The sequence below is a fragment of the Pseudomonas abietaniphila genome (genome assembly GCF_039697315.1).
Lineage (GTDB): Bacteria > Pseudomonadota > Gammaproteobacteria > Pseudomonadales > Pseudomonadaceae > Aquipseudomonas > Aquipseudomonas abietaniphila_B.
The window spans coordinates 2,582,419-2,606,742 of record NZ_CP155619.1 but is presented as its reverse complement, the minus strand read 5'-3'; the positions used below and the strand labels follow the sequence as shown (position 1 = coordinate 2,606,742).

Here is a 24,324-nt window from a genome sequence, read left to right as displayed (position 1 = left end):
CGCTGACCCGTTCAGCTTGCCGCTTGAAACTTGTAGCTCACAGCTGCTTTATTGGGATTTACGGACCCGCAGATACCACTCGGAGAGCAAGCGTACCTGTTTGTCCGTGTAGCCCCGCTCGACCATTCGGGTGACGAAGTCGTTGTGTTTCTGTTGGTCCTCTTTACTGGCTTTGGCGTTGAAGCTGATAACAGGCAGCAGATCCTCGGTGTTGGAGAACATTTTCTTCTCGATCACAACGCGCAGCTTCTCGTAGCTGAGCCAGGTCGGATTCTTGCCGTTATTGTTGGCGCGGGCACGCAGCACGAAGTTGACGATTTCGTTGCGGAAGTCTTTCGGGTTGCTGATGCCGGCCGGCTTCTCGATTTTCTCCAGTTCTTCGTTCAGCGCGACGCGATTGAGGATTTCGCCGGTTTCCGGGTCACGGTATTCCTGATCCTGAATCCAGAAGTCCGCATACAGCACATAGCGGTCGAAGATGTTCTGACCGTATTCACTGTAGGACTCCAGGTACGCCGTCTGGATTTCCTTGCCAATAAACTCGATGTAACGCGGCGCGAGGTATTCCTTGATGAAGCGCAGGTAGCGCTCGCGGGTTTCGGCCTGGAATTGCTCCTGCTCGATCTGTTGCTCCAGCACATAAAGCAGGTGGACCGGGTTGGCGGCTACCTCGTGCGGATCGAAGTTGAAGACCTTCGACAGGATCTTGAACGCAAACCGGGTGGACAAACCGTTCATGCCTTCATCGACGCCCGCGCTGTCGCGATACTCCTGGATCGACTTGGCTTTGGGATCGGTGTCTTTGAGGTTCTCGCCGTCGTACACCCGCATCTTGGAGTAGATGTTGGAGTTTTCCGGTTCTTTAAGTCGCGACAGCACCGTGAACTGCGCCAGCATTTTCAAGGTGTCAGGTGCGCAATGCGCTTTGGCCAACGAACTGTTGAACAGCAGTTTGTCGTAAATCTTGATCTCGTCACTGACCCGCAGGCAGTACGGCACCTTCACGATATAGATACGGTCGATGAAGGCTTCGTTGTTCTTGTTGTTGCGGAAGCTGTGCCACTCCGATTCGTTGGAGTGGGCCAACAGAATGCCGGTGAACGGAATCGCCCCCAGGCCTTCGGTACTGTTGTAGTTACCTTCCTGAGTCGCGGTGAGCAGTGGGTGCAAGACCTTGATCGGCGCCTTGAACATCTCCACGAATTCCATCAGGCCCTGGTTGGCCCGGCACAGCGCGCCAGAATAGCTGTAAGCGTCGGCGTCGTTCTGTGGATATTCCTCGAGCTTGCGGATATCGACCTTACCGACCAGCGCCGAAATGTCCTGGTTGTTCTCGTCACCCGGCTCGGTCTTGGCCACGGCGATCTGGTTGAGGATCGACGGATAGAGTTTCACCACCTTGAACTGGCTGATGTCGCCCCCGAACTCGGCCAGACGTTTGGTCGCCCATGGCGACATGATGGTGTTGAGGTAGCGGCGCGGGATGCCGTAGTCCTCTTCGAGGATCGTCCCGTCTTCGGTAGGTTTGAACAGGCCCAAGGGCGATTCGAAAACCGGGGAGCCCTTGATGGCGTAGAAAGGTATTTTTTCAACCAGCTGTTTGAGTTTTTCAGCCAGGGACGACTTGCCGCCGCCTACGGGGCCGAGCAGGTAAAGGATCTGTTTCTTCTCTTCCAGGCCTTGGGCGGCGTGGCGGAAGTACGAGACGATTTGCTCGATGCAGTCCTCCATGCCATGGAAATCCTCGAACGCCGGATAGCGTCGAATGACCTTGTTGGAGAAGATTCTGGATAGCCGGGAGTTGGTCGAGGTGTCGAACAACTCAGGCTCGCCGATGGCCATCAGAAGACGTTCTGCGGCTGAGGCGTATGCGCTGCGGTCGGTTTTGCAGAGCTCCAAGTACTCCTGTAGCGAGAGCTCTTCCTGGCGTGTCGATTCAAAGCGTTGTTGGAAGTGGCTAAAAATACTCATGACGTCACCTCGCTCGATACGTGGAGCCGGCGGCGGATCGTCAGTCGATGCTGGCTGGCAGCTGATCACTCAGAAGCCATTACCCCCCAAACACCATAAAAGTAGCTACCGATGACCCACGCGCCGGTGTACCGGCTCTCCCCTGATTCGGATGGCCTGAGGCTAAGGATAGTTCGGATTCGCACACAGAAAGAAGGAAGGCGTATGAATGAAGGGGGACCGTTCGTCAGTTGGACGCGCGAGGCCGCGTAGAACGCGGCCTCGCGTACCGAAAAAATATTTTTCGATCAGCCTTGCGCGGTTTCGCTCGGGAAAGTGTTTTTCCACAGCTCGAATCCGCCATCCATGCTGTAGACCTCAGAGAAGCCCTGACCTACAAGATAGGCTGCTGCGCTCTGGCTGGAGTTGCCGTGATAGCAGACGACGACGAGCGGTTTGTCGAGGTCGGCATTGCGGATGAAGTCGGCAATGGAATGGTTGTCCAGATGATGCGAATCCGGGATGTGATTGCTGGCGAATGTCTGTGCGTCGCGAACGTCGACCAGCACGGCGCCTTGTTCACGCAGGGCCTGGGCCTGCTCCGGCGGGATGCGTTTGAAGTCGGTCATGGCGTGGGCTCCTGGGCCGTTGGGTTCTCGGACTGTCGAGAACGAAAAAGGGATTCTAACGCTGGGCAGCGGCGGGGTCGCTAGCGGCTGGGTTGCTGGATGTTGACGGGGCGAGGTTACCGCGCTCGTCGCAGTCGCAGCGAATCAACTCCCGCGTATCGACGTTGAGCAGGGTCATGACGTTGCCCCAGACACAGCCTGTGTCGAGTGCATAGACCCCAGGCTCATTGCAGCGGCCTTCCAGTGCGGCCCAATGCCCGAAAATGATGTTCAGGCCTTTGGTCTTGCGATCCTTGTGACTGAACCAGGGCGCATACCCGGCAGGCGCGCTGTCGAGGCCTTCCTTGCTTTTGAGGTCCAGCTTGCCGTCGGCGGTGCAGAAGCGCATGCGCGTGAAGTAATTGGTGATGACGCGCAGCCGAGTGACACCGTGAAGGTCCTTGTCCCATTTGGCAGGCTCGTTGCCATACATGCCATCGAGAAAGGGTTCGAACAGGTTGTCGTCGCGCAGGGCTTCCTCGACTTCCTCGGCACTTCGCAGCGCTTTCTTGAGCGTCCACTGTGGCGGGATGCCTGCGTGCACCAAGGCGATGTCGCGCTGGGCGTCGTAATGCAGGAGTTTCTGTTGGCGCAGCCAGTCGAGCAGCTCGCTGGCGTCCGGCGCTTCGAGAATTTCCCGCAGCGTGTCGCCTTTTTTCAGGCGCTCGATGTTTCGGCCGGCAGCGAGCAGGTGCAGGTCGTGATTGCCCAGCACACAGACCACCGAGTCGCGCATCGCGTAGAGAAAACGCAGCGTTTCCAGCGATTGCGGGCCGCGGTTGACGAGATCGCCCACTAACCAGAGTGTGTCTTTGCCCGGTTGAAACGACACGCGTTGAAGCAGGCATTTCAGAGGTTCAAGGCAACCTTGCAGGTCGCCGACCGCATAGACCGTCATCAGTGAAGCGCCCCCGGCACCGCCAGGCGGAACGGAGCGATGATCGCGTCGAAGCGCTTACCGTCTTCGGCCAGCATCTGATAGCTACCCTGCATGTTGCCGACCTTGGTGGTCATGACCGTGCCACTGCTGTAGGTGTGGCTCTGTCCCGCCTGAATCAGCGGTTGCTGGCCGACGACGCCTTCGCCGCGAACTTCCTCGACATGGCCGTCGCCGTCAGTGATCACCCAGTGGCGCGACAATAGCTTGGCCGGTATCTCACCGTTGTTATGCACGGTAATGGTGTAGGCGAACGCAAAGCGGTTTTGCTCAGGCTGCGATTGTTCTGCGAGGAAACGGGTGACGACGCTGACGTCGATCTGATAACGAGGATCGGACATGCAAGAGGCCTTGAAAGCGAAAGCGGAAAAAGCCGGAAAAGCCCGGTGAGGAATCAGTCTAGGACATGTGGCGGGTAAAAAACCAATGGCTCCTCGGCCCGCCCCGTGTCCTGAGGCATTAGCCGACGACAGGCTTGTCGGTGAGTTTGTCAGCCAGGCGGACGAACGCGGCCAGATCCAGCTGCTCGGGACGCAGGCTCCCGTCCACGCCTGCCTCAGCGATTTCATCGCTGGTGAGCAGGGCCTTCAGCGTGTTGCGCAAGGTCTTGCGGCGCTGGTTGAAGGCTTCGCGGACCAGTCGCTCAAGGACGCGATGGTCCTTGGCGGGATGCGGCAGCGTTTGGTGCGGGACGAGCCGGACAATGGCCGAGTCGACTTTCGGCGGCGGATTGAACGCGCCAGGGCCGACGTTGAACAGGTGTTCCACGCGGCAGTGATACTGAACCATGATCGACAGACGGCCCCAGTCACCACCGCCAGGGCCTGCGGCCAGACGCTCGACGACTTCCTTTTGCAGCATGAAGTGCATGTCACGGATAAGGTGAGCATTCTGCAGCAGGTGGAAGATCAGCGGCGTGGAGATGTTGTAGGGGAGGTTGCCGACGACGCGCAGGCTGCCAGGGGCTGCGTTGAGGCGGGTGAAGTCGAACTTCAGCGCGTCGCCCTGATGCAGGTTGAAGTTCGGCATGGCGCTGAACTGCTGCATGAGGATCGGAACCAGATCCTTGTCCAGTTCCACCACGTCCAGTTGCGCGCCGCTGCTCAGCAGGCCTTCGGTCAGGGCGCCCTGGCCCGGGCCGATTTCCAGCATGCGGTCTTCGGCCTTGGCACGGATGGAGCGCAGGATCTTGTCGATCACGCCTGCGTCGTGCAGGAAGTTCTGGCCGAAGCGCTTGCGCGCCTTGTGTTGGTATTGCTCAGTCATTGACGGGTCTCGGCCATCTGGTAGGCGGTTTGCAGCGCGACCTTGAGGCTGCCGGTGTCGATCTTGCCGCTGCCCGCCAGATCCAGCGCAGTGCCGTGGTCCACGGAGGTGCGAATGATCGGCAGGCCCAGTGTCACGTTGACGGCTGCGCCGAAGCCTTTGTACTTCAGCACGGGCAGGCCTTGGTCGTGGTACATCGCCAGCACCGCGTCGCAGTGCTCCAGATATTTGGGGGTAAAAAGTGTGTCGGCAGGCAGCGGGCCGCGCAAATCCAGGCCATCGCTGCGCAGACGTTCCAGGGTAGGTTCGATGATGTCGATTTCTTCGCGGCCCAGATGGCCGCTTTCGCCCGCGTGCGGATTCAGTCCGCAGACCAGAATCCGTGGGTGGGCAATCCCGAACTTGTTGACCAGATCCGCGTGTAGGATGCGGGTGACGCGTTCGATACGCTCAGGCGTGATGGCGTCAGCGACGTCGCGCAGAGGGAGGTGAGTGGTCACCAGCGCCACGCGCAGATCGCCGGTGGCGAGCATCATCACCACTTGCTGTGTCTGGGTCAGGTCCGCCAGGAATTCGGTGTGGCCCGAAAACGCGATGCCGCTTTCGTTGATCACGCCCTTGTGTACGGGGGCTGTGATCATGCCGGCGAAGTGACCGTCCATGCAGCCTTGGCCCGCACGGGTCAGGGTTTCCAGCACGAACGCGCCATTGGCTTTGTTCAATTGTCCGGCAACGACGGGCGCCTGAAGCGGGGTATCCCAAACATACAGACTGGCGGCAGGTGCAGGCGTGTCAGGCCAGGCGTCTGGTGTGACAGGAATCAGGCTGACGGCCACACCCAGCTGCGCGGCCCGCTCGGTGAGCAGGTCGCAACTGGTGATGGCAATCAGGGGATGAGGCTGGGACTGCTCGGCGAGCAGCAGGCAAAGGTCAGGGCCGATGCCAGCGGGCTCGCCGGGTGTCAGGGCGAAACGCTTGGGTTTCACTTGGCAGCCTGGTCAGCGCCAGGAAGCTTGATTTCAACGTACGCTTCGTCGCGGATCTGACGCAGCCAGGTTTGAAGCTCTTCGTCGTATTTGCGGTTACGCAGCACGGTCATCGCTTGCTGTTCACGCGCCTGGCTGGTGCTGTCGGTTGCGCGACGGCCCAGGACTTCCAGCACGTGCCAGCCAAACTGAGTCTGGAACGGCTTGGACACGACACCCTGAGGTGTCTCGTTCATGACGTCACGGAATTCCGGTACCAGCGAACGGGGATCAACCCAGTTCATGTCGCCGCCGTTGAGCGCCGACCCTGGATCTTCAGAGAAATTCTTCGCCAGTTCACCGAAGTCTTCGCCGTTCTGGATGCGATCGTAGATGCGCTGCGCAAGCAACTTGGTTTCGGCTTCGCTACGGATTTCGCTTGGCTTGAGCAGGATGTGACGAACATGAACTTCATCGCGCATCTGGGTCTGATTTTCGCCGCCGCGTTTTTCGAGCAATTTGAGAATGATGAAGCCGCCAGGGGTACGCGCAGGTGGCGTCACCTGGCCCGGGCTCATCGAGCTCAGCATGTCACCGAACGGTGGAGGCAGTTGAGCGGCTTTACGCCAGCCCATGTCACCGCCGTCCAGGGCACTTTCGCTGGCCGAGGAAGAGATCGCCAGCTGCTCGAAGTTCGCACCCTGCTGGAGCTTGCCGTAGATGTCCTTGGCTTTGACGGCGGCCGCCTGGATCTGGTCCGAGGTCGCGCTGTCAGGCGTTGGAATCAGGATGTTCGCCAGGTGAAACTCTTCGGAGAACTGAGCCTTGCCCAGGTCCGAAGCGAGGAAGTTCTTCACTTCCTGGTCCGACACCTGAATGCGCTCGGCAACCCGGCGCTGACGCACGCGGCTGATGATCATTTCCCGACGAATCTGTTCGCGTGCGCTGTTGTACGACAGACCGTCGTGCGCCAGTGCAGCTTTGAACTGATCGATGCTCATGTTGTTGCGTTGAGCAATGGTGCCGACCGCCTGGTTCAACTCCTCATCGGTAATGCGGATGCCGGAGCGCTCGCCGATCTGCAGTTGCAGGTTTTCCAGGATCAGACGATCCAGAACCTGCGACTCCAGAGCGCTGGCTGGCGGAACGCCCTGCCCACGCTTGGCGATGGTTTGCTGAACTTCACGGGTGCGCTGGTCGAGCTGGCTTTGCATCACCACGTCGTTGTCGACGATGGCCACAACCTTGTCGATGGAGCGCACTTCAGCGTGCGCCACGGTACCGATGAGTAGCGCGCCCAGCATCAGCGGGCGCAGACAATCAGAAAGCTTGGTCTTCACGTTCACGATAACCTTGGATGCCTTTGTCGAGGAAGCCTTCAACTTTTTGGCCAACAACGCCACCAAGCCCCTTCAACACGATTTGCAGGAAAATGCCGCGGTCGCCTTTCTCGTTCTGCGCCACTTCTTGAGTGGATTCGTCGTAGTCGACCCAGTAACGATTGATCAGACGCAGCTTCCAGCAGCAGTTGTCGTATTCAAAACCACCAAAGGCTTCGAGGGTACGATCGCGGTTGTAGTCATATTGCCAGCGAGCAATGGCGCTCCACTGCGGAACCACCGGCCAGATGACCGAGAAGTCATGCTGCTGGATCTTGTAGTAGTCCTTGATGATGGAGCCATCCGGCAGGACGGCGTCACCACCACCGACACTCCACCGACCTGTGGTCTGGTCGTAGCGAACCTGGTCGTTACGATAGCGATAGCCGGCGTTGAACACTTTGCCCGGCTCGTCTTCAGGCTGGTAGTGGAACATCGCACTGCCGGAACGAGTGCTGCGGCTGTCCGGATCCCAGTTGAAGGTCGAAGTCGCACGCCAGTCGCGGTTGAAGCGGTATTCGTACTCCAGCGCGTACGGGGACACATCGGACTGGGCGTCTTTACGATCTTCGTAGGCGATACCGGGCAACTGCACCTTGCGGTCCGCGAAGTACAACGCCTGACCGATGCTGAAACGCTGACGCTCAAAACCGTTGTCTTCGATCCAGCGGTTGGTGACGCCCAGCGACAGTTTGTTTTCGTCGCCGATACGGTCGGAACCTACGAAACGGTTGTCGCGGAACAGCGAAGCGTAATCGAACGTCGTTTCACCCGTATCGAAAATCGGGATGTCGTTCTGGTCCTTCTCAGGCACATACAGGTAGTACAGGCGTGGTTCCAGCGTCTGGCGGTAATCCTTGCCAAACCAGTTGGTGTTACGGTCAAAGAACAGACCGCTGTCGACGCTAAAGATCGGAATTGAACGGTCTACGCCGCTGTCGAAATTCTGCTGATAGCCCGCAGTCTGGTTCGTTGCAGTGAGAAGATCAGCTTTTCCTCGTCCGTCCAGATCAAGATCGTACTTGGTATAGACGTACTTGAGTTTTGGCGTGACGTAACCGTAACTCGCGGTCAACGGCAAGCTGATTGACGGGGCCAGATTCAGCCTGTCGCCGGTGGCGCGAGCGAGGCCGAAAATGTTGTTGTCCAGGCGGCTGGTTAGGATACCGTCTTCGTCGGAGTAGTTACCGGTACGCAGGTCACGGTCGAACCGCACCAGCTCGGTCTCATAGTCGAATTTCAGGCCTTCGGGGCGGTATGGCAGCGTGCCGTTCAACGTCAGTTGCGGTAGGCGTGCATAAGGTGTGATCTGAGTGACTGTCGTCAACTGATACTGCTGAGCATTCAGGCGAGCGACGTAACTGTCACCGCGATAAGTCAGATCACCTTGCTGATTCAGGTAGTCATGAGTGCTGACGCCCTCTTGACCACTCTTGAGGTCTTTGAAGTAGTACGGATCGCTCACCTTGGTGTAATCGACGTGCGCAGTGAGACGCTCATCCAGGCCGCTGCGATTCTGCCAGTTGATCATCCAGCGCGTGTCTTTGTAGTCAGACTGCAGCTTGCGATCGTCGTTGTCGTCATTCAGGTAAGCCGCACCGAACTGACCTTCACTGCTCTTGGTCAGGTAGCGGAACTCGCCTTCAAGCAACAGGCCACGTTTGGCCATGTACGTCGGGTACAACGTGGCGTCGTAGTTCGGCGCCAGGTTGAAGTAGTACGGGGTGAGCAACGAGAAGCCGGTGTCGCTGCTGGCACCGATGGTCGGTGGCAGGAAGCCGGACTGGCGACGGTCGTCGATCGGGAAGTAAATGTACGGCGTGTACAGAACCGGGATGTCGTGAACGCGCAGGGTCGCGTTGGTCGCAGTACCAAAGCCGGTGGCCGGGTTCAGGGTGATGTTGTTGCCCTTCACCGTCCAGGCGTTGCTGCTCGGTTCGCACGTGGTGTACGTACCGTCCTTCAGGCGGATGATCGCGTTTTCTGCACGGCGAGCGTACAGCGCGTTACCGCGCACGTTGGATTTGTGCAGCACGTATTCGGCGTTGTCGACCTTCGCCTCACCGGTGTCCAGCTGGACTTCGGCGTGGTCGCCGACGATCAGCGCGCCGTTGTCGCGCAGGCGGACGTTGCCGTTCAGCTCGCCACGGTTTTCAGCCTGGTGCAGGCTTGCTTCTTCGGATTCGACCTGCATGCTGCCCTGGCGCATGACGACGTCACCGGCCAGGGTCGCAATCTGTTCTTCCTGCTGATAACGCGAAGCCTTGGCGCCGATGAAGGTCGGTGCGTCGCTTTTCGCGGTCTTGTCGTCCATGCCCGGACGAATCGGCTCGATGTAGGCGCCGGAGCAGTAAGGGCCGGTTTCTGCCAGTTGGGCAGCGGTCAGCTTCTCGCGTGGAACCCAGTCCAGGTGACTGTAGTCAGCACTACGCGATTTCAGACCACGGCCTTTGGCTTCGGTGACGAGCATCGTTTTGGGCACGACCTCACCGCTTTCGGTCGTGGTCGTGCTGTCAGTCGCCGTGCTGGTGTTGGACGACACGCTGTTGGCGTCGTGCACGGGCCGCGGAGGCAACTGGGCTGCGTTGGTTTTCGGGGAGCAATCCCAGGAACCTGTTGCAGACACCGAGCAGTCATACTGTTCAGCTGCAACCACGTACTGGGTGGCCAGAGGTTGCATCGCCAGCAAACTGCCGGTTACGAGCAACGGAAATTTTTTACGAAACGCGGGGGATTTCAATGCCATCTTATTAGTCCGGGCTTCCTGCGCGCCATCTGCCCGCGGGGGGGCCGCACGCCTCTCGATGGGCTGAAAAAGATGTCGGATAATAAAGCATGACCCGCTTGACGGCTAGCGCCGTCGGAGACCCTTGCAATGCCAGATCAAGATGTACGCCTGCAACACCTGAAAGATTGGCTCGATGAGCAGCTGCCGAAGTTGTTTTTGGCTCAAGGCTGGGGCGCCATACCCCCAGCCACGTTGACTGCGGCCAGCAGTGACGCAAGTTTCCGACGCTATTTCCGCTGGGAGGGCGAGGGCCGCACTTTTATCGTGATGGACGCTCCTCCGCCTCAGGAAAACTGCAAACCCTTCGTTGATATCGCTCATTTATTGAGCAAATCAGGAATTAATGTTCCGAAAATTTATGCCGAAGACCTGAATCAAGGCTTTCTTCTGCTGAACGATCTGGGTCGAAAAACCTACCTCGACGTCATCGATGCACAAAATGCCGATCAATTATTCGCCGATGCCATCGACGCGCTGCTGGCCTTTCAGCAGTTGCCAATGGAAGCACCACTGCCCAGTTACGACGTGGCGCTGTTGCGCCGTGAGCTTGAGCTTTTTCCCGAGTGGTACGTGAAGCGTCATTTGGGTATCGAGTTCGATGCGACGCAACAGGCCAGTTGGCAACGGGTCAGCGAACTGTTGATCGACAGCGCGTTGGCGCAGCCGAAGGTGCTGGTGCATCGTGACTACATGCCGCGCAATTTGATGCTCAGCGAGCCGAACCCTGGCGTGCTGGACTTTCAGGATGCGGTGTACGGCCCGGTGACCTACGACATCACTTGCCTGTTCAAGGATGCCTTCCTGAGCTGGCCGCAAGAGCGTGTCGCACAGTGGCTCAAGCGGTATTGGGACAAAGCGGGTGCCTTGGGTATCCCTGTGCAGGATGATTTCGACGAGTTTCGTCGCGCCAGCGATTTGATGGGCGTACAGCGGCATTTGAAGGTGATCGGTATTTTCGCTCGTATTTGCCATCGTGATGGCAAGCCTCGTTACGTTGCCGATGTCCCGCGCTTCTTCTCTTATATAGAAGCCGTGCTGGCGCGCCGACCTGAACTGGTTGAGCTGAGCAATCTGCTGACCAGTCTCGGTCAGCCAAAACAATAAGCCATCGTTTTAAGGAATGGATGTGAAGACTGTCTGGAAGAGGGACGCATGAAAGCGATGATTCTCGCCGCAGGCAAAGGCGAGCGCTTGCGCCCGCTGACCCTGCACACGCCCAAGCCGCTGGTGCGTGCCGGCGGCGTCCCGTTGATCGAATATCACCTGCGCGCGCTCAAACGCGCAGGCTTCACCGATGTGGTGATCAACCACGCTTGGCTCGGCCAGCAGATCGAGGATTATCTGGGTGATGGTCAGCGCCTGGGGTTGAACATCGCCTATTCGCCTGAAGGCGAGCCGCTTGAAACCGGTGGAGGCATTTTTCGCGCGCTGCCGTTGCTGGGCGACGAACCGTTTCTGGTGGTCAATGGCGACATTTGGACCGATTGCGATTTCGCGCCGCTGAAGGCACCGATCAAAGGGCTTGCGCACTTGGTGCTGGTGGACAACCCGCTGCATCACCCGACCGGCGACTTTGCGCTGGTGGGGGGTGAGGTTCGGGACGACGCCAGCCTGTCGCGCCTGACCTACAGCGGCATTGCCGTGTTGCACCCGCAGTTGTTTGCCGGGTGCAGCGCAGGTGCTTTCAAGCTCGCGCCTTTGCTGCGCGATGCGATGGGCAAAGGGCGGGTGACCGGTGAGCATTTCACCGGTCGCTGGGTGGATGTCGGGACCCATGAGCGCTTGGCGGAAGTCGAACAGATGCTTGCGGTGAGACCCTAAATGCTCTGGCCATTCACAGTGATCGGCGGTGGCGTCGGGTATGCGATTGCGAGCATTCCCGGCGCCATGCTGGGGGCCTTGTTGGGACAGGCGCTGGACCGGCGCCTGCATGTGCAGAGCCTGGCCGAACTGCGCGAGCGCATCAGCGGACGTAGCGTTCCTCGTGACGACGAATTGATTTTCATCCTGCTGGGGCGGCTGGCCAAAAGCGACGGTCGGGTCGTTGACGGCCATATTCAGCAGGCGCGCATTGAGATGCAGCGACTGGACATGACCGATCCCGCGAAGCGCCGGGCGATTGCGGCGTTCAATCGCGGCAAGGACGGTCGCGATAATCTGCGTGTGCACCTGACGCGCCTGAAACCGCAACCGAATGCGGCCGAAGGTTTGTTGCGCGCCTGCTGGCGTATGGCCTGGGCAGACGGCAGAGCCACGCGCGCGGAGCGTGAATTGATCGTGCTGTGGGGCAAATGGCTGGGCTGGCCCGCCGACAAGGTTGAGGCATTGTCATCGACCGAGGACGAGCAAAGGGCTCGTGCGCCTGCCAGCAGCGGGGGCGACTATCAGGAAGCGCTGCGACTGCTGGGCGTGAGGTCTGATTCGGAGCCTGCGCAGATCAAGCGGGCCTACCGTCGTTTATTGAGCCGCCACCATCCCGACAAGGTCGCGGGATCAGGTGCCAATCAACTTCAGGTGCGTGATGCCACCGAAAGGACTCGAGAGCTGCACAACGCCTATGCCGTCATTCGTGATCGGCGCGGGTTTCGGTGACTTCCAAGGTTGTACGTCAACTGTAGGAGCGCGCTTGCCCGCGATTGCGGAGGGTCAGACGCTTCGTCATTGGCGGCAGATCGCAATCGCGGACAAGCGCGCTCCTACAAGGTGAATCGAACTTACTGACTCTCCAGCCACCCACGCACACGGCGGAACAGTTGGTCCTGTTCCATCGCCGGATTTCCCGCAATCGTGCTCAGGGCCACTTGAGTGAAGCGTGCATTCTTCACACGTTTGCTCGCATCCAGGCGGTCCTGAGCCTGTTGCCGCGCGACGGTTCGTTCCTTGTTGACGAAGTCCGCTGTCGCGACTTTCAGGCTCGGCAGCAGCTCCAGCAACGTCGGCGTATCCTTTCCGGTATCGACCGCTGTCACCATCACCAGTTTCTGAACGGCAGGCGAAGCGTGTTCGCTCATGTAGCGCGCAGCCCAGTAGGCGCCTGTGCCGTGGCCTAGCAATACGACGGTGCGTGCTTTGTTCTGCTGAGCGAACGCCACGGCACTGTCGATACGGGCAAAGATTTTTTCCGCATTAGCCTTGGCCAGTTCCGCTTGTGCCGCCGCTTGCTCGGCGGCAGCGGCCGCATCGGCTTCGGCACTGGCTGCCGGATCGGGCGCTTTGGCCTGTGCGTCTTTGGCCTTGTCCTTGTCGGCGGCTGCTTTGTCGCCCGTGGGAGCCGGATCTGCGGCGCGTGCGAAAACGTCGTTGTCGGCGTCCGGCATGCTCAAGCTCAAACTCGACCAACCCACGTTAGGGAGCTTGCGACGCAGCGGCCCGACGGTATTGGGCCAGTCAGGTGATTCGTCCGCGCCGGGCACAATTACCACCGCGCCCTTTGGCTCATCGATATTGGCGGGTTTCCACAGGGCCAGGAAGCTGTCGTCGCCGGCTTGCAGCTGTTGTTGTTCGGCTTGTGGCACCGAACGCTCCAGCGCCAGCGCATCTTCCTGGCTGCGAGAGGGTAGGGCTGCGCGCTCGACGGGCGTTTCGGCAGGCGTGGCGTCTTTGGCCGGTGCAGGGTCTGCCGCCATTGCGATCTGCGAGCAAGGTAGTATCAGCGTCAGGCAAATCGCGGGAAACATTGCGCGAATGGTGTAGGACATCGGATATTCCAAAAGCCAGAAACAATTCCGGCAGCCTAATGGGTTGATGACGGTTTGTCAGGCCGGTATCGGCGAACGCGTCGGGAGCCAGGCACCACACATGATTGAACGAGGATTCAGGGAAGTGGAGATGACGGGTTGAGAATCCACGTGCTGTGCCTTCGGGTTATCGGCTGTCCAAGAGCGCTCTTGATGCTTCTGGTGCTGATCGTCCTCTGTTCAATGGCGCAGGCTGGCGTGCCCACCGCGCCGCCCGACCCGCTCAGTGGACCGCAGCGAGACTGGCTCAATCAACGCGCTCAATTGCGGGTCGGGTTGGTGTTGCAGGCACCCTATGCGCAATTTGACCGACGGGCGCAGGTGCTGTCAGGTGCCAACGTCGACCTGGTCAACCTGATGGCCAAGACCCTGCAAGTCGATTTGCTGTGGCGCAACTTTTCGGATCAGGCAGAACTTGAAAAAGCGCTCGCTGATGGCGAGATCGACTTTGCACCCGGCCTGACGCAAACCCCGGCCGGCCTTCGCCTCTGGCTGTACTCCGATCCTTATATGCGCGTCCCGCAACTGTTGGTCGGTGAGCGCGATGGCTCGGGTGTTGTCGATCTTGAGAAACTGGACAGCCAGGTGCGTGTCGCCGTGCGCATGCCCAGCACCACTGCGGACTACCTGCGCTCCAACTACACCCACCTCAATCTGCAGGGTGTGCCGATGGAACGCCAAGCGTTGCAGTTGCTGTTGAGCCAGCAGGCACGGTACGCCGTCGTCGACGAAGCGCAACTCAGTCGGTTGTCCCGGGAAAGCGAGTTCGCGGGTCTGGCCGTTGTGGGCGATATCGGCTTTCCGCAGCTACTGCGGGTCGCCTCTCGGCGCGACATGCCCGAGCTGGCCGAGATCATCAGTCGTGCGCTGAACGTGATTGCGCCGAAAGACCTCGACCAGCTGCACGCCCAGTGGTTGCAGCCCAAGTACCCGCAAGTCAGTGGGTCCCCGGGCCTGTGGAAAAACCTCACCCTGCTGTTGTTAGTGCTGGTGTTGGCGAGCGCCGCCATTGTGCTCTGGCAACGCAAGCAACAGCAGGCGCTGGAGCGTGAATTGCTGGCGGCGCGTGAAGACATTGCCAAGCGTCGGGCGGGGGAGGAGTCACTGCGTCTGGCGCAGTTCTCCATCGACCAAAGCACGGTAGGCATTCTTTGGGTCAACTGGGACAGCCACGTACGTTACGCCAACCGGGCGGCGGAGAGCATGCTGGGGTATGCGCCTGGCGGTGTGGTCGATCGTCCTTTGATCGATTTCGAACCCGGACTGAACATGGATCGCTGGCTTAACCTGTGGAAGAACGCACGCTCCAGTGATGAAGCCCCGCAGAGTTTCGAAAGTAATTGTGTTCGCGCGGACGGCAGCATCCTGCCAGCGGATGTCTCGCTGAGCTTTTTGCGCTTTCGCGAGGCCGAATACCTGGTGGTGTTCATCACCGACGTGACCGAACGCCGTCGCTCGCTTGCCGCGTTGCAGGAAAGCGAAGCCCGCTTGCAGGTTCTGGCCGAGCAACTGCGGGATTTGTCGGCGCACCTTGAAACGGTTCGGGAAGAGGAAAAGGCGCGCATCGCCCGCGAGGTTCACGACGAGCTGGGTCAGATGCTGACCGTGCTGAAACTGGAAACGTCCATGTGCGAACTCGCCTACGCCGACCTCGATCCAGGGTTGCGGGATCGCCTGAACAGCATGAAGCGCTTGATCGCCCAGTTGTTTCAGCTGGTGCGTGACGTCGCTACCGCGCTGCGTCCGCCGATCCTCGATGCCGGCATCGCCTCGGCTATCGAGTGGCAAGCCCGGCGTTTTGAAGCGCGCACGCAGATTCCGTGTCTGGTTCAGGTGCCGGACAACCTGCCGGCGTTGCCGGACGCGACCGCTATCGGTCTGTTTCGTATCCTGCAGGAGTCGCTGACCAACGTCATGCGTCACGCCGAGGCGCACACCGTCGAGTTGAACCTGAGCCTGAACAACGGCGTGCTGTGCATGAGCGTGGCCGACGACGGCAAAGGCTTCGATCAACGGGCAGAGCGTCCGGCGTCGTTCGGGCTGGTGGGCATGCGCGAGCGTGTATTGATCATGGGCGGACGATTGCATCTGGACAGCACGCTGGGAGAAGGCACAACCTTGCGCATCTACATTCCCCTGGAACAGGTCGCGCAGGAGCAAGTGCAGTGATTCGTGTATTGGTCGCCGAAGACCACACCATCGTTCGTGAAGGCATCAAGCAGTTGATTGGCCTGGCCAAAGACCTGCAGGTAGTGGGGGAGGCCAGCAATGGTGAACAGTTGCTCGAAGGCCTGCGCCATATCGAGTGCGAAGTCGTGCTGCTCGACATCTCCATGCCCGGCGTGAACGGTCTGGAAGCCATCCCGAGAATTCGAGCACTGAACAACCCTCCCGCCATTTTGGTGCTTTCAATGCACGACGAGGCGCAGATGGCGGCGCGTGCCCTGAAGATTGGCGCTGCCGGATACGCCACCAAGGACAGTGATCCGGCATTGCTGCTGACCGCGATCCGACGGGTGGCGGCGGGTGGTCGTTACATCGATCCGGACCTGGCTGACCGCATGGTGTTCGAAGTCGGCCTGACAGATAGCCGGCCGCTGCATTCACTGCTGTCCGAGCGCGAGTTCTCGGTGTTCGAGCGCCTGGCCCAAGGCGCCAATGTCAACGACATCGCCCAGCAACTGGCGCTCAGCAGCAAGACAATCAGCACCCACAAGGCGCGCCTTATGCAGAAGCTCAACATTACTTCGCTGGCGGAGCTGGTGAAGTATGCGATGGAGCACAAGCTGGTGTGATCGCGTGTCTGAAAACGACCGTTTTCAGCGCCTGCAATGACCCCTTCGCGAGCAAGCTCGCTCCCACAGAAAGACTGCGACCCGCTGTAGGCGCGCGCTTGCCCGCGAACGGGTTTCAACGTGCGAAATCCGTCTGCCTGACTGCATGCCTATTCCCGCCGTCCGTGTAGGGCAATTCCTACAGAGCACCTTCCATAGCGCCTAGGATAATCTCTCCTACGCCCCGATTTGCGCGGTCTGCCGGCTAATCTAGGCTTGTTCCCACGGTTGATTAAACAAAGGTGTGGGTAATGAGCAACGTCGATTCAAGCGCTGGGGCGAGTGATGTTCTGGTCAGCTTTCGTGGTGTGCAAAAGAGCTACGACGGCGAAGCCCTGATCGTCAAAGACCTCAACCTGGACATCCGCAAGGGCGAGTTTCTCACCCTGCTCGGGCCTTCGGGCTCGGGCAAGACCACCAGCCTGATGATGCTCGCCGGTTTTGAAACGCCGACCGCGGGCGAGATTCTGCTGGCCGGCCGCTCGATCAACAACGTGCCACCGCACAAACGCGACATCGGCATGGTGTTCCAGAACTATGCCCTGTTCCCGCACATGACGGTCGCCGAGAACCTGGCGTTCCCGCTGTCAGTGCGCGGCATGAGCAAGACCGACGTTGCCGAGAAGGTCAAGCGTGCGCTCGACATGGTGCAGCTCGGGACGTTCTCCCATCGTTATCCGGCGCAGTTGTCCGGTGGTCAGCAACAGCGTGTCGCATTGGCCCGCGCGCTGGTGTTCGAACCGCAACTGGTGCTGATGGACGAACCCCTCGGCGCGCTCGACAAGCAGCTGCGTGAACACATGCAGATGGAGATCAAGCACCTGCACCAGCGTCTGGGCGTGACGGTTGTCTACGTGACCCACGACCAGGGCGAGGCGCTGACCATGTCCGACCGGGTAGCCGTCTTTCACCAGGGCGAAATCCAGCAGATCGCGCCGCCGCGCACGCTGTACGAAGAGCCGAAAAACACCTTCGTCGCCAACTTCATCGGCGAGAACAATCGCATCAACGGCACCTTGCTCAGCCAGAGCGGCGACCGCTGCGTGGTGACCTTGGGCCGCGGCGAGAAAGTCGAGGCCCTGGCGGTCAACGTGGGCGCACCGGGCGACTCGGTCACGCTGTCGATTCGTCCTGAGCGCGTGAACCTCAATGGTCGTAGCGAAAGCTGCGTCAACCGTTTCTCCGGACGTGTGGCTGAATTCATCTATCTGGGCGATCACGTGCGTGTGCGCCTGGAAGTCGCCGGGAAAACCGATTTCTTCGTCAAGCAGCCCATCGCCGAGCTGGACCCGGCATTGAGCGTTGGCGACGTTGTGCCCATTGGATGGCAGGTCGAGCACGCTCGCGCGCTGGATCCTTTGCAGGAAGCGCATTGATTCATCCGCTGTAGTCGCAAACAGAAGCACCCAGAGGCGACCGAATCGCCCCCCCCATTGCTTAACCAACATTGTTCGTGGAGAGAAAACCAAATGCTCAAGACATTGAAGCTCACCGCTCTATCGGTCGGCATGATGTGCGCGGCGCAAGCCATGGCCGCCGACCTGACTGTCATTTCCTTCGGTGGCGCGAACAAGGCTGCGCAGGAAAAGGCCTTCTACGCACCGTGGGAAAAAGCGGGCAGCGGCAAGATCATTGCGGGCGAGTACAACGGTGAGATGGCCAAGGTCAAAGCCATGGTCGACACCAAGAGCGTGAGCTGGGATCTGGTCGAGGTCGAATCGCCAGAGCTGTCTCGCGGTTGCGACGAGGACATGTTCGAGACGCTCGATCCGGCCATTCTGGGCAAGAAAGAAGACTACGTGCCAGGTGCGATTCAGACCTGTGGCGTAGGCTTTTTCGTCTGGTCGACCGTATTGGCGTACAACGCCGACAAGCTGAAATCCGCACCGACCGGCTGGGCCGATTTCTGGAACACCGAGAAATTCCCGGGCAAACGCGGCCTGCGTAAGGGCGCCAAGTACACCCTGGAATTCGCGCTGATGGCTGACGGCGTCGCACCGAAAGACGTCTACAAAGTGTTGGCGACCAAAGAAGGCCAGGACCGCGCCTTCAAGATGCTCGACAAGCTCAAGCCAAGCATTCAGTGGTGGGAAGCGGGCGCACAGCCGCCTCAGTTCCTGCAGTCTGGCGACGTCGTGATGAGCTCGGCCTACAACGGTCGCATCGCCGCCGTGCAGAAGGAAAGCAACCTGAAAGTGGTCTGGACCGGCGGCGTGTATGACTTCGATGCATGGGCCATTCCGAAGGGCGCGAAAAACGCCGAGGAAGCGAAGAAATTCATCGCTTACACCCTCAAGCCTGAGCAGCAGAAGACCTACTCCGAGAACATCGCTTACGGCCCGGCCAACAAAGAGGCGGTCAAGTTGCTGAGCGCCGACACGTTGAAAAACATGCCGACCACCGAAGAGAACATCAAGGATCAGGTACAGATCGACGTGAAATTCTGGGCTGACTTTGGCGAGAACCTCGAGCAGCGCTTCAACTCTTGGGCTGCCAAGTAAGCCTGCGACAGACGTCGCCGCTTGGCGTCGTGATTTGAGTTAGATCCGGGTGCGTTTCCTTTCTCGTGGAGTGAGAAACGCACCCTTTGTTGAAAGATTTCGGAGTTCGCTATGGCCACCGCCGTGCCCCTGACTGAAGGCGCCAGCCCGACCTTGAAGCAACGCCTGGCCCGTGCCGAGCGCGTCAACCGCTGGAAGGCTCAGGCGTTGATCGCGCCATTGGCGATTTTCCTGCTGCTGGTGTTTCTGGTGCCGATTGCGGCGCTGCTGTACAAAAGCGTGAGCAACCCTGAAGTGGTTGGCGGCATGCCGTTGACCGTTGTTGAAGTGGCGAAGTGGGATGGCAAAGGCCTGCCTCCCGAGTCGGTCTATAAGGCCGCGAGCCAGGATCTGGCCGAAGCCCGCAAGAATCAGACACTGGGCGACTTGTCCAAGCGCCTGAACCAGGAGCTAGCCGGTTACCGCAGTCTGCTGGCGAAAACGGCCCGTGCCGTTCCGTTCAAGGACGAGCCAGCTTCTTATAAGGAAGCGCTGGAAGCCGTCGATGAGCGCTGGGGTGATCCCGCGTACTGGCAGGCGATCCGTCGCAACACCTCAAGCCTCACCCCTTATTATTTGCTGGCCGCTGTGGACCACCGCATCGATGACCTCGGTGAAGTGGCGCCAGCGACCCCGGATCAAGCGATCTACATCGACATCTTTGCCCGGACATTCTGGATGGGCCTGGTGATCACGGTGATCTGCCTGTTCCTCGCGTACCCATTGGCCTACCTGCTGGCGAATCTGCCTGCACGTCAAAGCAACTTGCTGATGATTCTGGTGCTGTTGCCGTTCTGGACCTCGATTCTGGTGCGTGTCGCGGCATGGATCGTACTGCTCCAGTCGAGCGGTCTGATCAACGGTGCCCTGATGGCGTTGGGCATCATCGATAAACCGCTGGAGCTGGTGTTCAACCGGGTCGGCGTCTACATCTCGATGGTGCACATCATGCTGCCGTTCATGATCCTGCCGATCTACAGCGTCATGAAAGGCATCTCGCCTACGTACATGCGGGCCGCGATTTCGCTGGGCTGCAACCCCTTCGCCAGCTTCTGGCGCGTGTACTTCCCGCAGACCTATGCCGGTGTTGGCGCAGGCTGTCTGTTGGTGTTCATCCTGGCTATTGGTTACTACATCACCCCGGCCTTGCTCGGCAGCCCGAACGATCAGATGGTCAGCTACTTCGTGGCCTTCTACACCAACACCAGCATCAACTGGGGGATGGCGACGGCGTTGGGTGGTTTGCTGCTGCTGGCGACTGTCGTGCTGTACCTGATCTATAGCTGGCTGGTCGGCGCCAGCCGCCTGCGTCTGAGCTGAGGAGACTGAAATGTTGAGCCCTTATTCCTCGCCCATCGAGCGGGTCTGGTACTACGCACTGCGCATCCTGTGCGGGCTGATTCTGTTGTTCCTGGTGTTGCCGGTGCTGGTCATCGTGCCGTTGTCGTTCAACTCGGGCAGTTTTCTGGTGTACCCGCTGCAAGGCTTCTCGTTGCACTGGTACCAGGACTTCTTCGGTTCGGCCGAATGGATGCGTGCGCTTAAGAACAGCCTTATCGTCGCGCCTGCAGCGACCGTTCTGGCCATGGGCTTCGGGACATTGGCAGCGATCGGTCTGACCCGCAGCAACTTCCCCGGCAAATCGCTGGTCATGGCATTGGTCATCTCGCCGATGGTCGTGCCGGTGGTCATCGTGGGTGTTGCCAGTTACCTGTTCTTCGCGCCCTTGGGGCTGGGTAACAGCTACACCTCGCTGATTCTGGTGCACGCGGTGCTGGGGGTTCCGTTCGTGATCATCACCGTTTCTGCCACGCTGCAAGGTTTCAACTACAACCTGGTGCGGGCGGCGGCCAGTCTTGGCGCGTCACCGTTGACGGCGTTCCGTCGCGTGACCTTGCCATTGATCGCGCCGGGCGTGATTTCAGGCGCCTTGTTTGCCTTTGCGACCTCGTTTGACGAAGTCGTGGTGACCCTGTTCCTCGCAGGCCCCGAACAAGCGACGCTGCCACGGCAGATGTTCAGCGGCATCCGCGAGAACCTTAGCCCGACCATCGCAGCCGCCGCGACCTTGCTGATCGGTTTTTCGGTGGTGCTGCTGCTCGCCCTGGAATGGTTGCGCGGACGCAGCGAGAAGCTGCGCACCGCGGTGGAGTAAACCGCCGGCGCATGACGCTGATTCATGAACTGATGATCGTGCCCACGCTCTGCGTGGGCATGCATGCCCTGACGCTCCGCGTCACACGGACGCGGAGCGTCCAGCCAGCCGTTACCACGCAGAGCGTGGGAACGATCAGCTCGTGTGTCTCCAGCACCAAAGATCCTCTGTAGGAGCGCGCTTGCCCGCGAATCGCGGAACGTCTGTGATGAATGTATCGACTGGCACAACGCATCGCGGGCAAGCGCGCTCTAGCAGGTAGGGCTGCGTCCACTCTCCGGCTTTGTATCAATTGCTCATTCACCGTTTAAACTCCGTTCCTTGCGATCAACCACGCACGGAGCCCCTCGGTGAACGTCAACGACGCCAGTTTCGAAGAACTGCTCAACGCTTTGCATGACGGCGTCTACATCACCGACGGTGATGGCAAGACGCTCAAGGTCAATCAGGCCTATGAGCGGCTGACCGGCCTCAGCGGCGCGGACCTGATGGGCCGCCCCATGCAAGAGCTGGTCAAGGAAGGCGTCATTTCTCAATCGGCCTCGTTGCGCGTACTGCAGGAAGGCCGACCGGTGTCGGTGATGCAGAGCCTCAGTCAGGGCAAGAAACTGCTGGTGAGCGCCACGCCGATTCTCGACGCCGAGCACCGTATTTCCTACGTGGTCAGCACGGTTCGCGACATGACCGAACTGCTGCGCATGAAGCACGAGCGTGATGAGCTTCAACAGCTCAAACAACTGCGCAACAGCACGGCCAAGCTGCACGCCGGTCAGCGTGACAACCTTCTGCATTCTCCTCTGATGGCCGATCAGGAAGTGTCCGGTCGGGTCTTTGCCCTCGCCCGTCAGGTCGCTAGCAGTTCAGTCAAAGTCCTGCTGCAAGGCGAAACCGGCGTCGGCAAAACACTCGTCGCGCAGTTCATCCACAACGCCAGCCCGCGCGCCAGCGAGCCGTTTCTCGCCCTCAACTGCGGCGCGCTGCCCGAAAACCTGATCGAGGCCGAGCTGTTCGGTTACGCGCCAGGCGCCTTCACCGGCGCGGGCCCCAAAGGCAAGCGTGGTCTGCTGGAGCTGGCGCACCACGGCACGTTGTTTCTCGACGAAATCGGCGACCTGCCATTGCCGGTTCAAGTGAAGCTGCTCAAAGTCATCGAAGAGAACCGGTTTATCCCGGTCGGCGGACTTGAGTTGAAAGAGGTCGATGTGCGCATCATCAGCGCCACCCATCACGATCTCAAACAGTTGGTGGCGGAAGGGCGCTTCCGCGCGGATCTGTTCTATCGCCTCAACGTGGTGCCGATCAATATTCCGGCCCTGCGCGAGCGCAGTGAAGAAATCCCGCCGCTGCTGCATTACTACCTTGAGAGCTTCAATGCCCGGTACGAGCGCCAGGTGCAGTGGAGCCTCGAAGCCCTTGATCTTATGTGTGAATACGCATGGCCCGGCAACATTCGCGAGCTGATCAACATCGTCGAGCGGATGGTGGTGACCAATCAGAACGGCACGATCGAGGCCCTGGATCTGCCGGAAGAGATCCTCAACCTCAACCCGCAGAACACCGACGACAGCCGCTTGCCGTTGCGCAAGGTGCTGGAAAACGCCGAACGCTCGGCGATTCGCGCCGCGTTGCAGGTTCACAAGACCACCCGCCTGGCGGCCAAGGCGCTGGGTGTCAGTCAGGCGACGGTGGTGCAGAAGATGAAGCGCTGGGAGCGATCCGACTAAAGCGTTCTGATCAGTATTTCAATCAAGCCCTGTTAAATCGATCAAAAAACTAATCAAGACTGATCGCTCAAAAGCCCTCCGGACATCGTGTGAATCGCGCAAAGCCTCATGGGTCTGGGCTGTGCGAGGATTGGCACAGCTTTCGCTATCTCATCCTGCACGTCTTCCAATAAAACAACGCACACAGGACGAGCCCGATGAGCCTCTCTGCCTCCAACATCAGCGCCTTTAAAATCGCCAACAAACTGATCACCGGCCAAGCCGCCATCGAACAGCTTGCCGCTGAACTGACTCGCCTCAACGTCAACAACCCCTTGATTGTCACGGACGCCATTCTGGTTAAGTCCGGCACCGTCGACCTGGCGCTGGCGCAGCTGGGAGGCCGTCGTTACGGCATCTTCGATCAGGTCAAACCCGAGCCCGAAATCTCCATCGTCGAAGACTGCACCCGCGCGTATCGCGACGGCGGCCACGACGGCTTGATCGGTCTGGGTGGCGGCAGCGCCATCGACATCGCCAAAGGGGTTGCAGCGTTTGCCGGTCACGAAGGTCCGCTTGCCGAACTGTTTGGCGTGGACCTGGTGAAGCGCAAAGGTCCTGCGCTGATTGCCATCCCCACCACCGCTGGCACTGGCTCGGAAGTCACCAATGTGGCGATCTTCTCGGACAAGGAAGCGCAGCTGAAAAAGGGCATCGTCAGCGATTACCTGCTCCCGGACGTGGCCCTGGTCAGCCCGATCATGACCTTGACCTGCCCACGCAGTGTGACAGCGGCCAGTGGCGTCGACGCGCTGGTGCATGCCGTCGAGTCTTACCTGTCGGTCAACGCTTCGCCAATCACTGATGCCATCGCCCTGGGCGCCATCAAACTGATCGCCAAGGCGCTGCCCAAGGCCTACGCCAACCCGGCCAACCTGCAGGCCCGTGAAGACATGGCGACCGCGAGCCTGATGGCGGGCATGGCGTTCGGCAACGCGGGCGTGGGTGCTGTGCATGCGCTGGCGTACCCGTTGGGCGGTCGTTTCAACATCGCCCACGGCGTCAGCAATGCCTTGTTGCTGCCGTACGTGATGGAGTGGAACAAGATGGCGTGCGTCGAGCGCTTCCGTGACATCGCCGAAGCCATGGGCGTGCGTGTTGCCGAGCTGAGCGACAAGGACGCAGCCGATCAGGCTGTTAAAGCCATGGCGGATCTGTGCGCCGCCGTGGACATCCCGTCCGGCATGCGCAGCTTCAACGTGCCAGAGGATGCGATTCCTGCGATGGCCGAAGAGGCGAGCAAGATCGACCGCTTGATGCGCAACAACCCGCGCAAGCTGACCGCCGCCGACATCGAAAAAATCTACCGCGCAGCCTACTGATCCCGAAACGCCACGACGCC

General features: G+C 59.8%; 20 protein-coding genes. 11 read left to right on the top strand and 9 right to left on the bottom strand.

All coding sequences use genetic code 11. The annotated features are described in order from the left end of the window. Positions 1 to 48: 48 nt before the first annotated feature. The 8 genes from ABDX87_RS11570 to ABDX87_RS11535 all read right to left on the bottom strand — a co-directional run bounded on the left by ABDX87_RS11570 (position 49) and on the right by ABDX87_RS11535 (position 9,911). The gene (locus tag ABDX87_RS11570) at positions 49 to 1,971 is read right to left on the bottom strand and encodes a PrkA family serine protein kinase (RefSeq protein ID WP_062385212.1); all 1,923 of its coding nucleotides are present in this window, start codon (positions 1,969 to 1,971) and stop codon (positions 49 to 51) included. Between the two features lie 287 nt (positions 1,972 to 2,258). Continuing rightward, complete coding sequence (gene glpE, locus ABDX87_RS11565; protein ID WP_062385210.1) at positions 2,259 to 2,579, bottom strand: thiosulfate sulfurtransferase GlpE; 321 nt, start codon at positions 2,577 to 2,579, stop codon at positions 2,259 to 2,261. A 55-nt stretch (positions 2,580 to 2,634) separates the two neighbouring features. Beyond that, the gene (locus tag ABDX87_RS11560; RefSeq protein ID WP_346832953.1) at positions 2,635 to 3,516 is read right to left on the bottom strand and encodes a symmetrical bis(5'-nucleosyl)-tetraphosphatase; all 882 of its coding nucleotides are present in this window, start codon (positions 3,514 to 3,516) and stop codon (positions 2,635 to 2,637) included. Beyond that, positions 3,516 to 3,896: a Co2+/Mg2+ efflux protein ApaG gene (apaG, locus tag ABDX87_RS11555; protein ID WP_346832952.1), complete on the bottom strand. Its 381-nt coding sequence runs from the start codon at positions 3,894 to 3,896 to the stop codon at positions 3,516 to 3,518. Before apaG ends, ABDX87_RS11560 begins: the two co-directional genes overlap by 1 nt. A 118-nt stretch (positions 3,897 to 4,014) precedes the next feature. Beyond that, on the bottom strand, positions 4,015 to 4,821 hold the full coding sequence (gene rsmA, locus ABDX87_RS11550; protein ID WP_346832951.1) for a 16S rRNA (adenine(1518)-N(6)/adenine(1519)-N(6))-dimethyltransferase RsmA: 807 nt from the start codon (positions 4,819 to 4,821) through the stop codon (positions 4,015 to 4,017). Then, positions 4,818 to 5,807 carry a 4-hydroxythreonine-4-phosphate dehydrogenase PdxA gene (gene pdxA, locus ABDX87_RS11545; protein WP_346832950.1) on the bottom strand — a complete coding sequence of 330 codons (990 nt, stop codon included), beginning with the start codon at positions 5,805 to 5,807 and terminating at the stop codon, positions 4,818 to 4,820. The genes rsmA and pdxA overlap by 4 nt, the downstream gene beginning before the upstream one ends. Beyond that, positions 5,804 to 7,126 (bottom strand): peptidylprolyl isomerase, encoded by a 1,323-nt coding sequence (locus tag ABDX87_RS11540; RefSeq protein ID WP_346832949.1) that lies wholly within the window; start codon positions 7,124 to 7,126, stop codon positions 5,804 to 5,806. The genes pdxA and ABDX87_RS11540 overlap by 4 nt, the downstream gene beginning before the upstream one ends. After that, positions 7,107 to 9,911 carry an LPS-assembly protein LptD gene (locus ABDX87_RS11535; protein ID WP_346832947.1) on the bottom strand — a complete coding sequence of 935 codons (2,805 nt, stop codon included), beginning with the start codon at positions 9,909 to 9,911 and terminating at the stop codon, positions 7,107 to 7,109. The genes ABDX87_RS11540 and ABDX87_RS11535 overlap by 20 nt, the downstream gene beginning before the upstream one ends. A 129-nt stretch (positions 9,912 to 10,040) precedes the next feature. Here ABDX87_RS11535 and ABDX87_RS11530 point away from each other — a divergent pair, with 129 nt between their 5' ends. The 3 genes from ABDX87_RS11530 to ABDX87_RS11520 are packed head-to-tail and all read left to right on the top strand — an operon-like array spanning position 10,041 to position 12,545. Further along, complete coding sequence (locus ABDX87_RS11530; protein WP_346832946.1) at positions 10,041 to 11,057, top strand: aminoglycoside phosphotransferase family protein; 1,017 nt, start codon at positions 10,041 to 10,043, stop codon at positions 11,055 to 11,057. Positions 11,058 to 11,105: 48 nt separating this feature from the next. After that, the gene (gene murU, locus ABDX87_RS11525) at positions 11,106 to 11,774 is read left to right on the top strand and encodes an N-acetylmuramate alpha-1-phosphate uridylyltransferase MurU (protein WP_346832945.1); all 669 of its coding nucleotides are present in this window, start codon (positions 11,106 to 11,108) and stop codon (positions 11,772 to 11,774) included. Then, positions 11,775 to 12,545, top strand: coding sequence for a DnaJ domain-containing protein (locus tag ABDX87_RS11520; RefSeq protein WP_346832944.1), 771 nt, complete (start codon positions 11,775 to 11,777; stop codon positions 12,543 to 12,545). It abuts the gene before it with no gap. A gap of 122 nt (positions 12,546 to 12,667) precedes the next feature. Here ABDX87_RS11520 and ABDX87_RS11515 read toward each other — a convergent pair whose 3' ends face one another. Then, positions 12,668 to 13,651 (bottom strand): alpha/beta hydrolase family protein, encoded by a 984-nt coding sequence (locus tag ABDX87_RS11515; protein WP_346832943.1) that lies wholly within the window; start codon positions 13,649 to 13,651, stop codon positions 12,668 to 12,670. 192 nt (positions 13,652 to 13,843) lie between these two features. Here ABDX87_RS11515 and ABDX87_RS11510 point away from each other — a divergent pair, with 192 nt between their 5' ends. From ABDX87_RS11510 to ABDX87_RS11475, 8 genes are all read left to right on the top strand, one after another. Beyond that, positions 13,844 to 15,859 (top strand): PAS domain-containing sensor histidine kinase, encoded by a 2,016-nt coding sequence (locus tag ABDX87_RS11510; RefSeq protein WP_346832942.1) that lies wholly within the window; start codon positions 13,844 to 13,846, stop codon positions 15,857 to 15,859. Continuing rightward, positions 15,856 to 16,485 (top strand): response regulator transcription factor, encoded by a 630-nt coding sequence (locus ABDX87_RS11505; protein ID WP_346832941.1) that lies wholly within the window; start codon positions 15,856 to 15,858, stop codon positions 16,483 to 16,485. Before ABDX87_RS11510 ends, ABDX87_RS11505 begins: the two co-directional genes overlap by 4 nt. A 290-nt stretch (positions 16,486 to 16,775) precedes the next feature. Continuing rightward, a complete protein-coding gene (locus ABDX87_RS11500; protein WP_346832940.1) occupies positions 16,776 to 17,900 on the top strand; it encodes an ABC transporter ATP-binding protein in 1,125 nt (374 codons plus the stop codon). Between the two features lie 93 nt (positions 17,901 to 17,993). After that, positions 17,994 to 19,025, top strand: a complete 1,032-nt coding sequence (locus ABDX87_RS11495) for an ABC transporter substrate-binding protein (protein WP_346832939.1) — start codon at positions 17,994 to 17,996, stop codon at positions 19,023 to 19,025. A 111-nt stretch (positions 19,026 to 19,136) separates the two neighbouring features. Further along, positions 19,137 to 20,384 (top strand): ABC transporter permease, encoded by a 1,248-nt coding sequence (locus tag ABDX87_RS11490; RefSeq protein ID WP_346832938.1) that lies wholly within the window; start codon positions 19,137 to 19,139, stop codon positions 20,382 to 20,384. 10 nt (positions 20,385 to 20,394) lie between these two features. After that, positions 20,395 to 21,219, top strand: a complete 825-nt coding sequence (locus ABDX87_RS11485) for an ABC transporter permease (protein ID WP_346832937.1) — start codon at positions 20,395 to 20,397, stop codon at positions 21,217 to 21,219. A gap of 350 nt (positions 21,220 to 21,569) precedes the next feature. Then, positions 21,570 to 22,943, top strand: coding sequence for a sigma-54 interaction domain-containing protein (locus tag ABDX87_RS11480; protein WP_346832936.1), 1,374 nt, complete (start codon positions 21,570 to 21,572; stop codon positions 22,941 to 22,943). Between the two features lie 197 nt (positions 22,944 to 23,140). Further along, positions 23,141 to 24,304 (top strand): iron-containing alcohol dehydrogenase, encoded by a 1,164-nt coding sequence (locus ABDX87_RS11475; RefSeq protein WP_346832934.1) that lies wholly within the window; start codon positions 23,141 to 23,143, stop codon positions 24,302 to 24,304. Positions 24,305 to 24,324 lie beyond the last annotated feature (20 nt).

Coding starts and splice junctions, on each gene's coding strand:
- ABDX87_RS11570 (WP_062385212.1), bottom strand. CDS start 1,971: ATGAGTATTTTTAGCCACTTCCAACAACGCTTTGAATCGACACGCCAG.
- glpE (WP_062385210.1), bottom strand. CDS start 2,579: ATGACCGACTTCAAACGCATCCCGCCGGAGCAGGCCCAGGCCCTGCGT.
- ABDX87_RS11560 (WP_346832953.1), bottom strand. CDS start 3,516: ATGACGGTCTATGCGGTCGGCGACCTGCAAGGTTGCCTTGAACCTCTG.
- apaG (WP_346832952.1), bottom strand. CDS start 3,896: ATGTCCGATCCTCGTTATCAGATCGACGTCAGCGTCGTCACCCGTTTC.
- rsmA (WP_346832951.1), bottom strand. CDS start 4,821: ATGACTGAGCAATACCAACACAAGGCGCGCAAGCGCTTCGGCCAGAAC.
- ABDX87_RS11535 (WP_346832947.1), bottom strand. CDS start 9,911: ATGGCATTGAAATCCCCCGCGTTTCGTAAAAAATTTCCGTTGCTCGTA.
- ABDX87_RS11530 (WP_346832946.1), top strand. CDS start 10,041: ATGCCAGATCAAGATGTACGCCTGCAACACCTGAAAGATTGGCTCGAT.
- murU (WP_346832945.1), top strand. CDS start 11,106: ATGAAAGCGATGATTCTCGCCGCAGGCAAAGGCGAGCGCTTGCGCCCG.
- ABDX87_RS11520 (WP_346832944.1), top strand. CDS start 11,775: ATGCTCTGGCCATTCACAGTGATCGGCGGTGGCGTCGGGTATGCGATT.
- ABDX87_RS11515 (WP_346832943.1), bottom strand. CDS start 13,651: ATGTCCTACACCATTCGCGCAATGTTTCCCGCGATTTGCCTGACGCTG.
- ABDX87_RS11510 (WP_346832942.1), top strand. CDS start 13,844: ATGCTTCTGGTGCTGATCGTCCTCTGTTCAATGGCGCAGGCTGGCGTG.
- ABDX87_RS11500 (WP_346832940.1), top strand. CDS start 16,776: ATGAGCAACGTCGATTCAAGCGCTGGGGCGAGTGATGTTCTGGTCAGC.
- ABDX87_RS11495 (WP_346832939.1), top strand. CDS start 17,994: ATGCTCAAGACATTGAAGCTCACCGCTCTATCGGTCGGCATGATGTGC.
- ABDX87_RS11490 (WP_346832938.1), top strand. CDS start 19,137: ATGGCCACCGCCGTGCCCCTGACTGAAGGCGCCAGCCCGACCTTGAAG.
- ABDX87_RS11485 (WP_346832937.1), top strand. CDS start 20,395: ATGTTGAGCCCTTATTCCTCGCCCATCGAGCGGGTCTGGTACTACGCA.
- ABDX87_RS11475 (WP_346832934.1), top strand. CDS start 23,141: ATGAGCCTCTCTGCCTCCAACATCAGCGCCTTTAAAATCGCCAACAAA.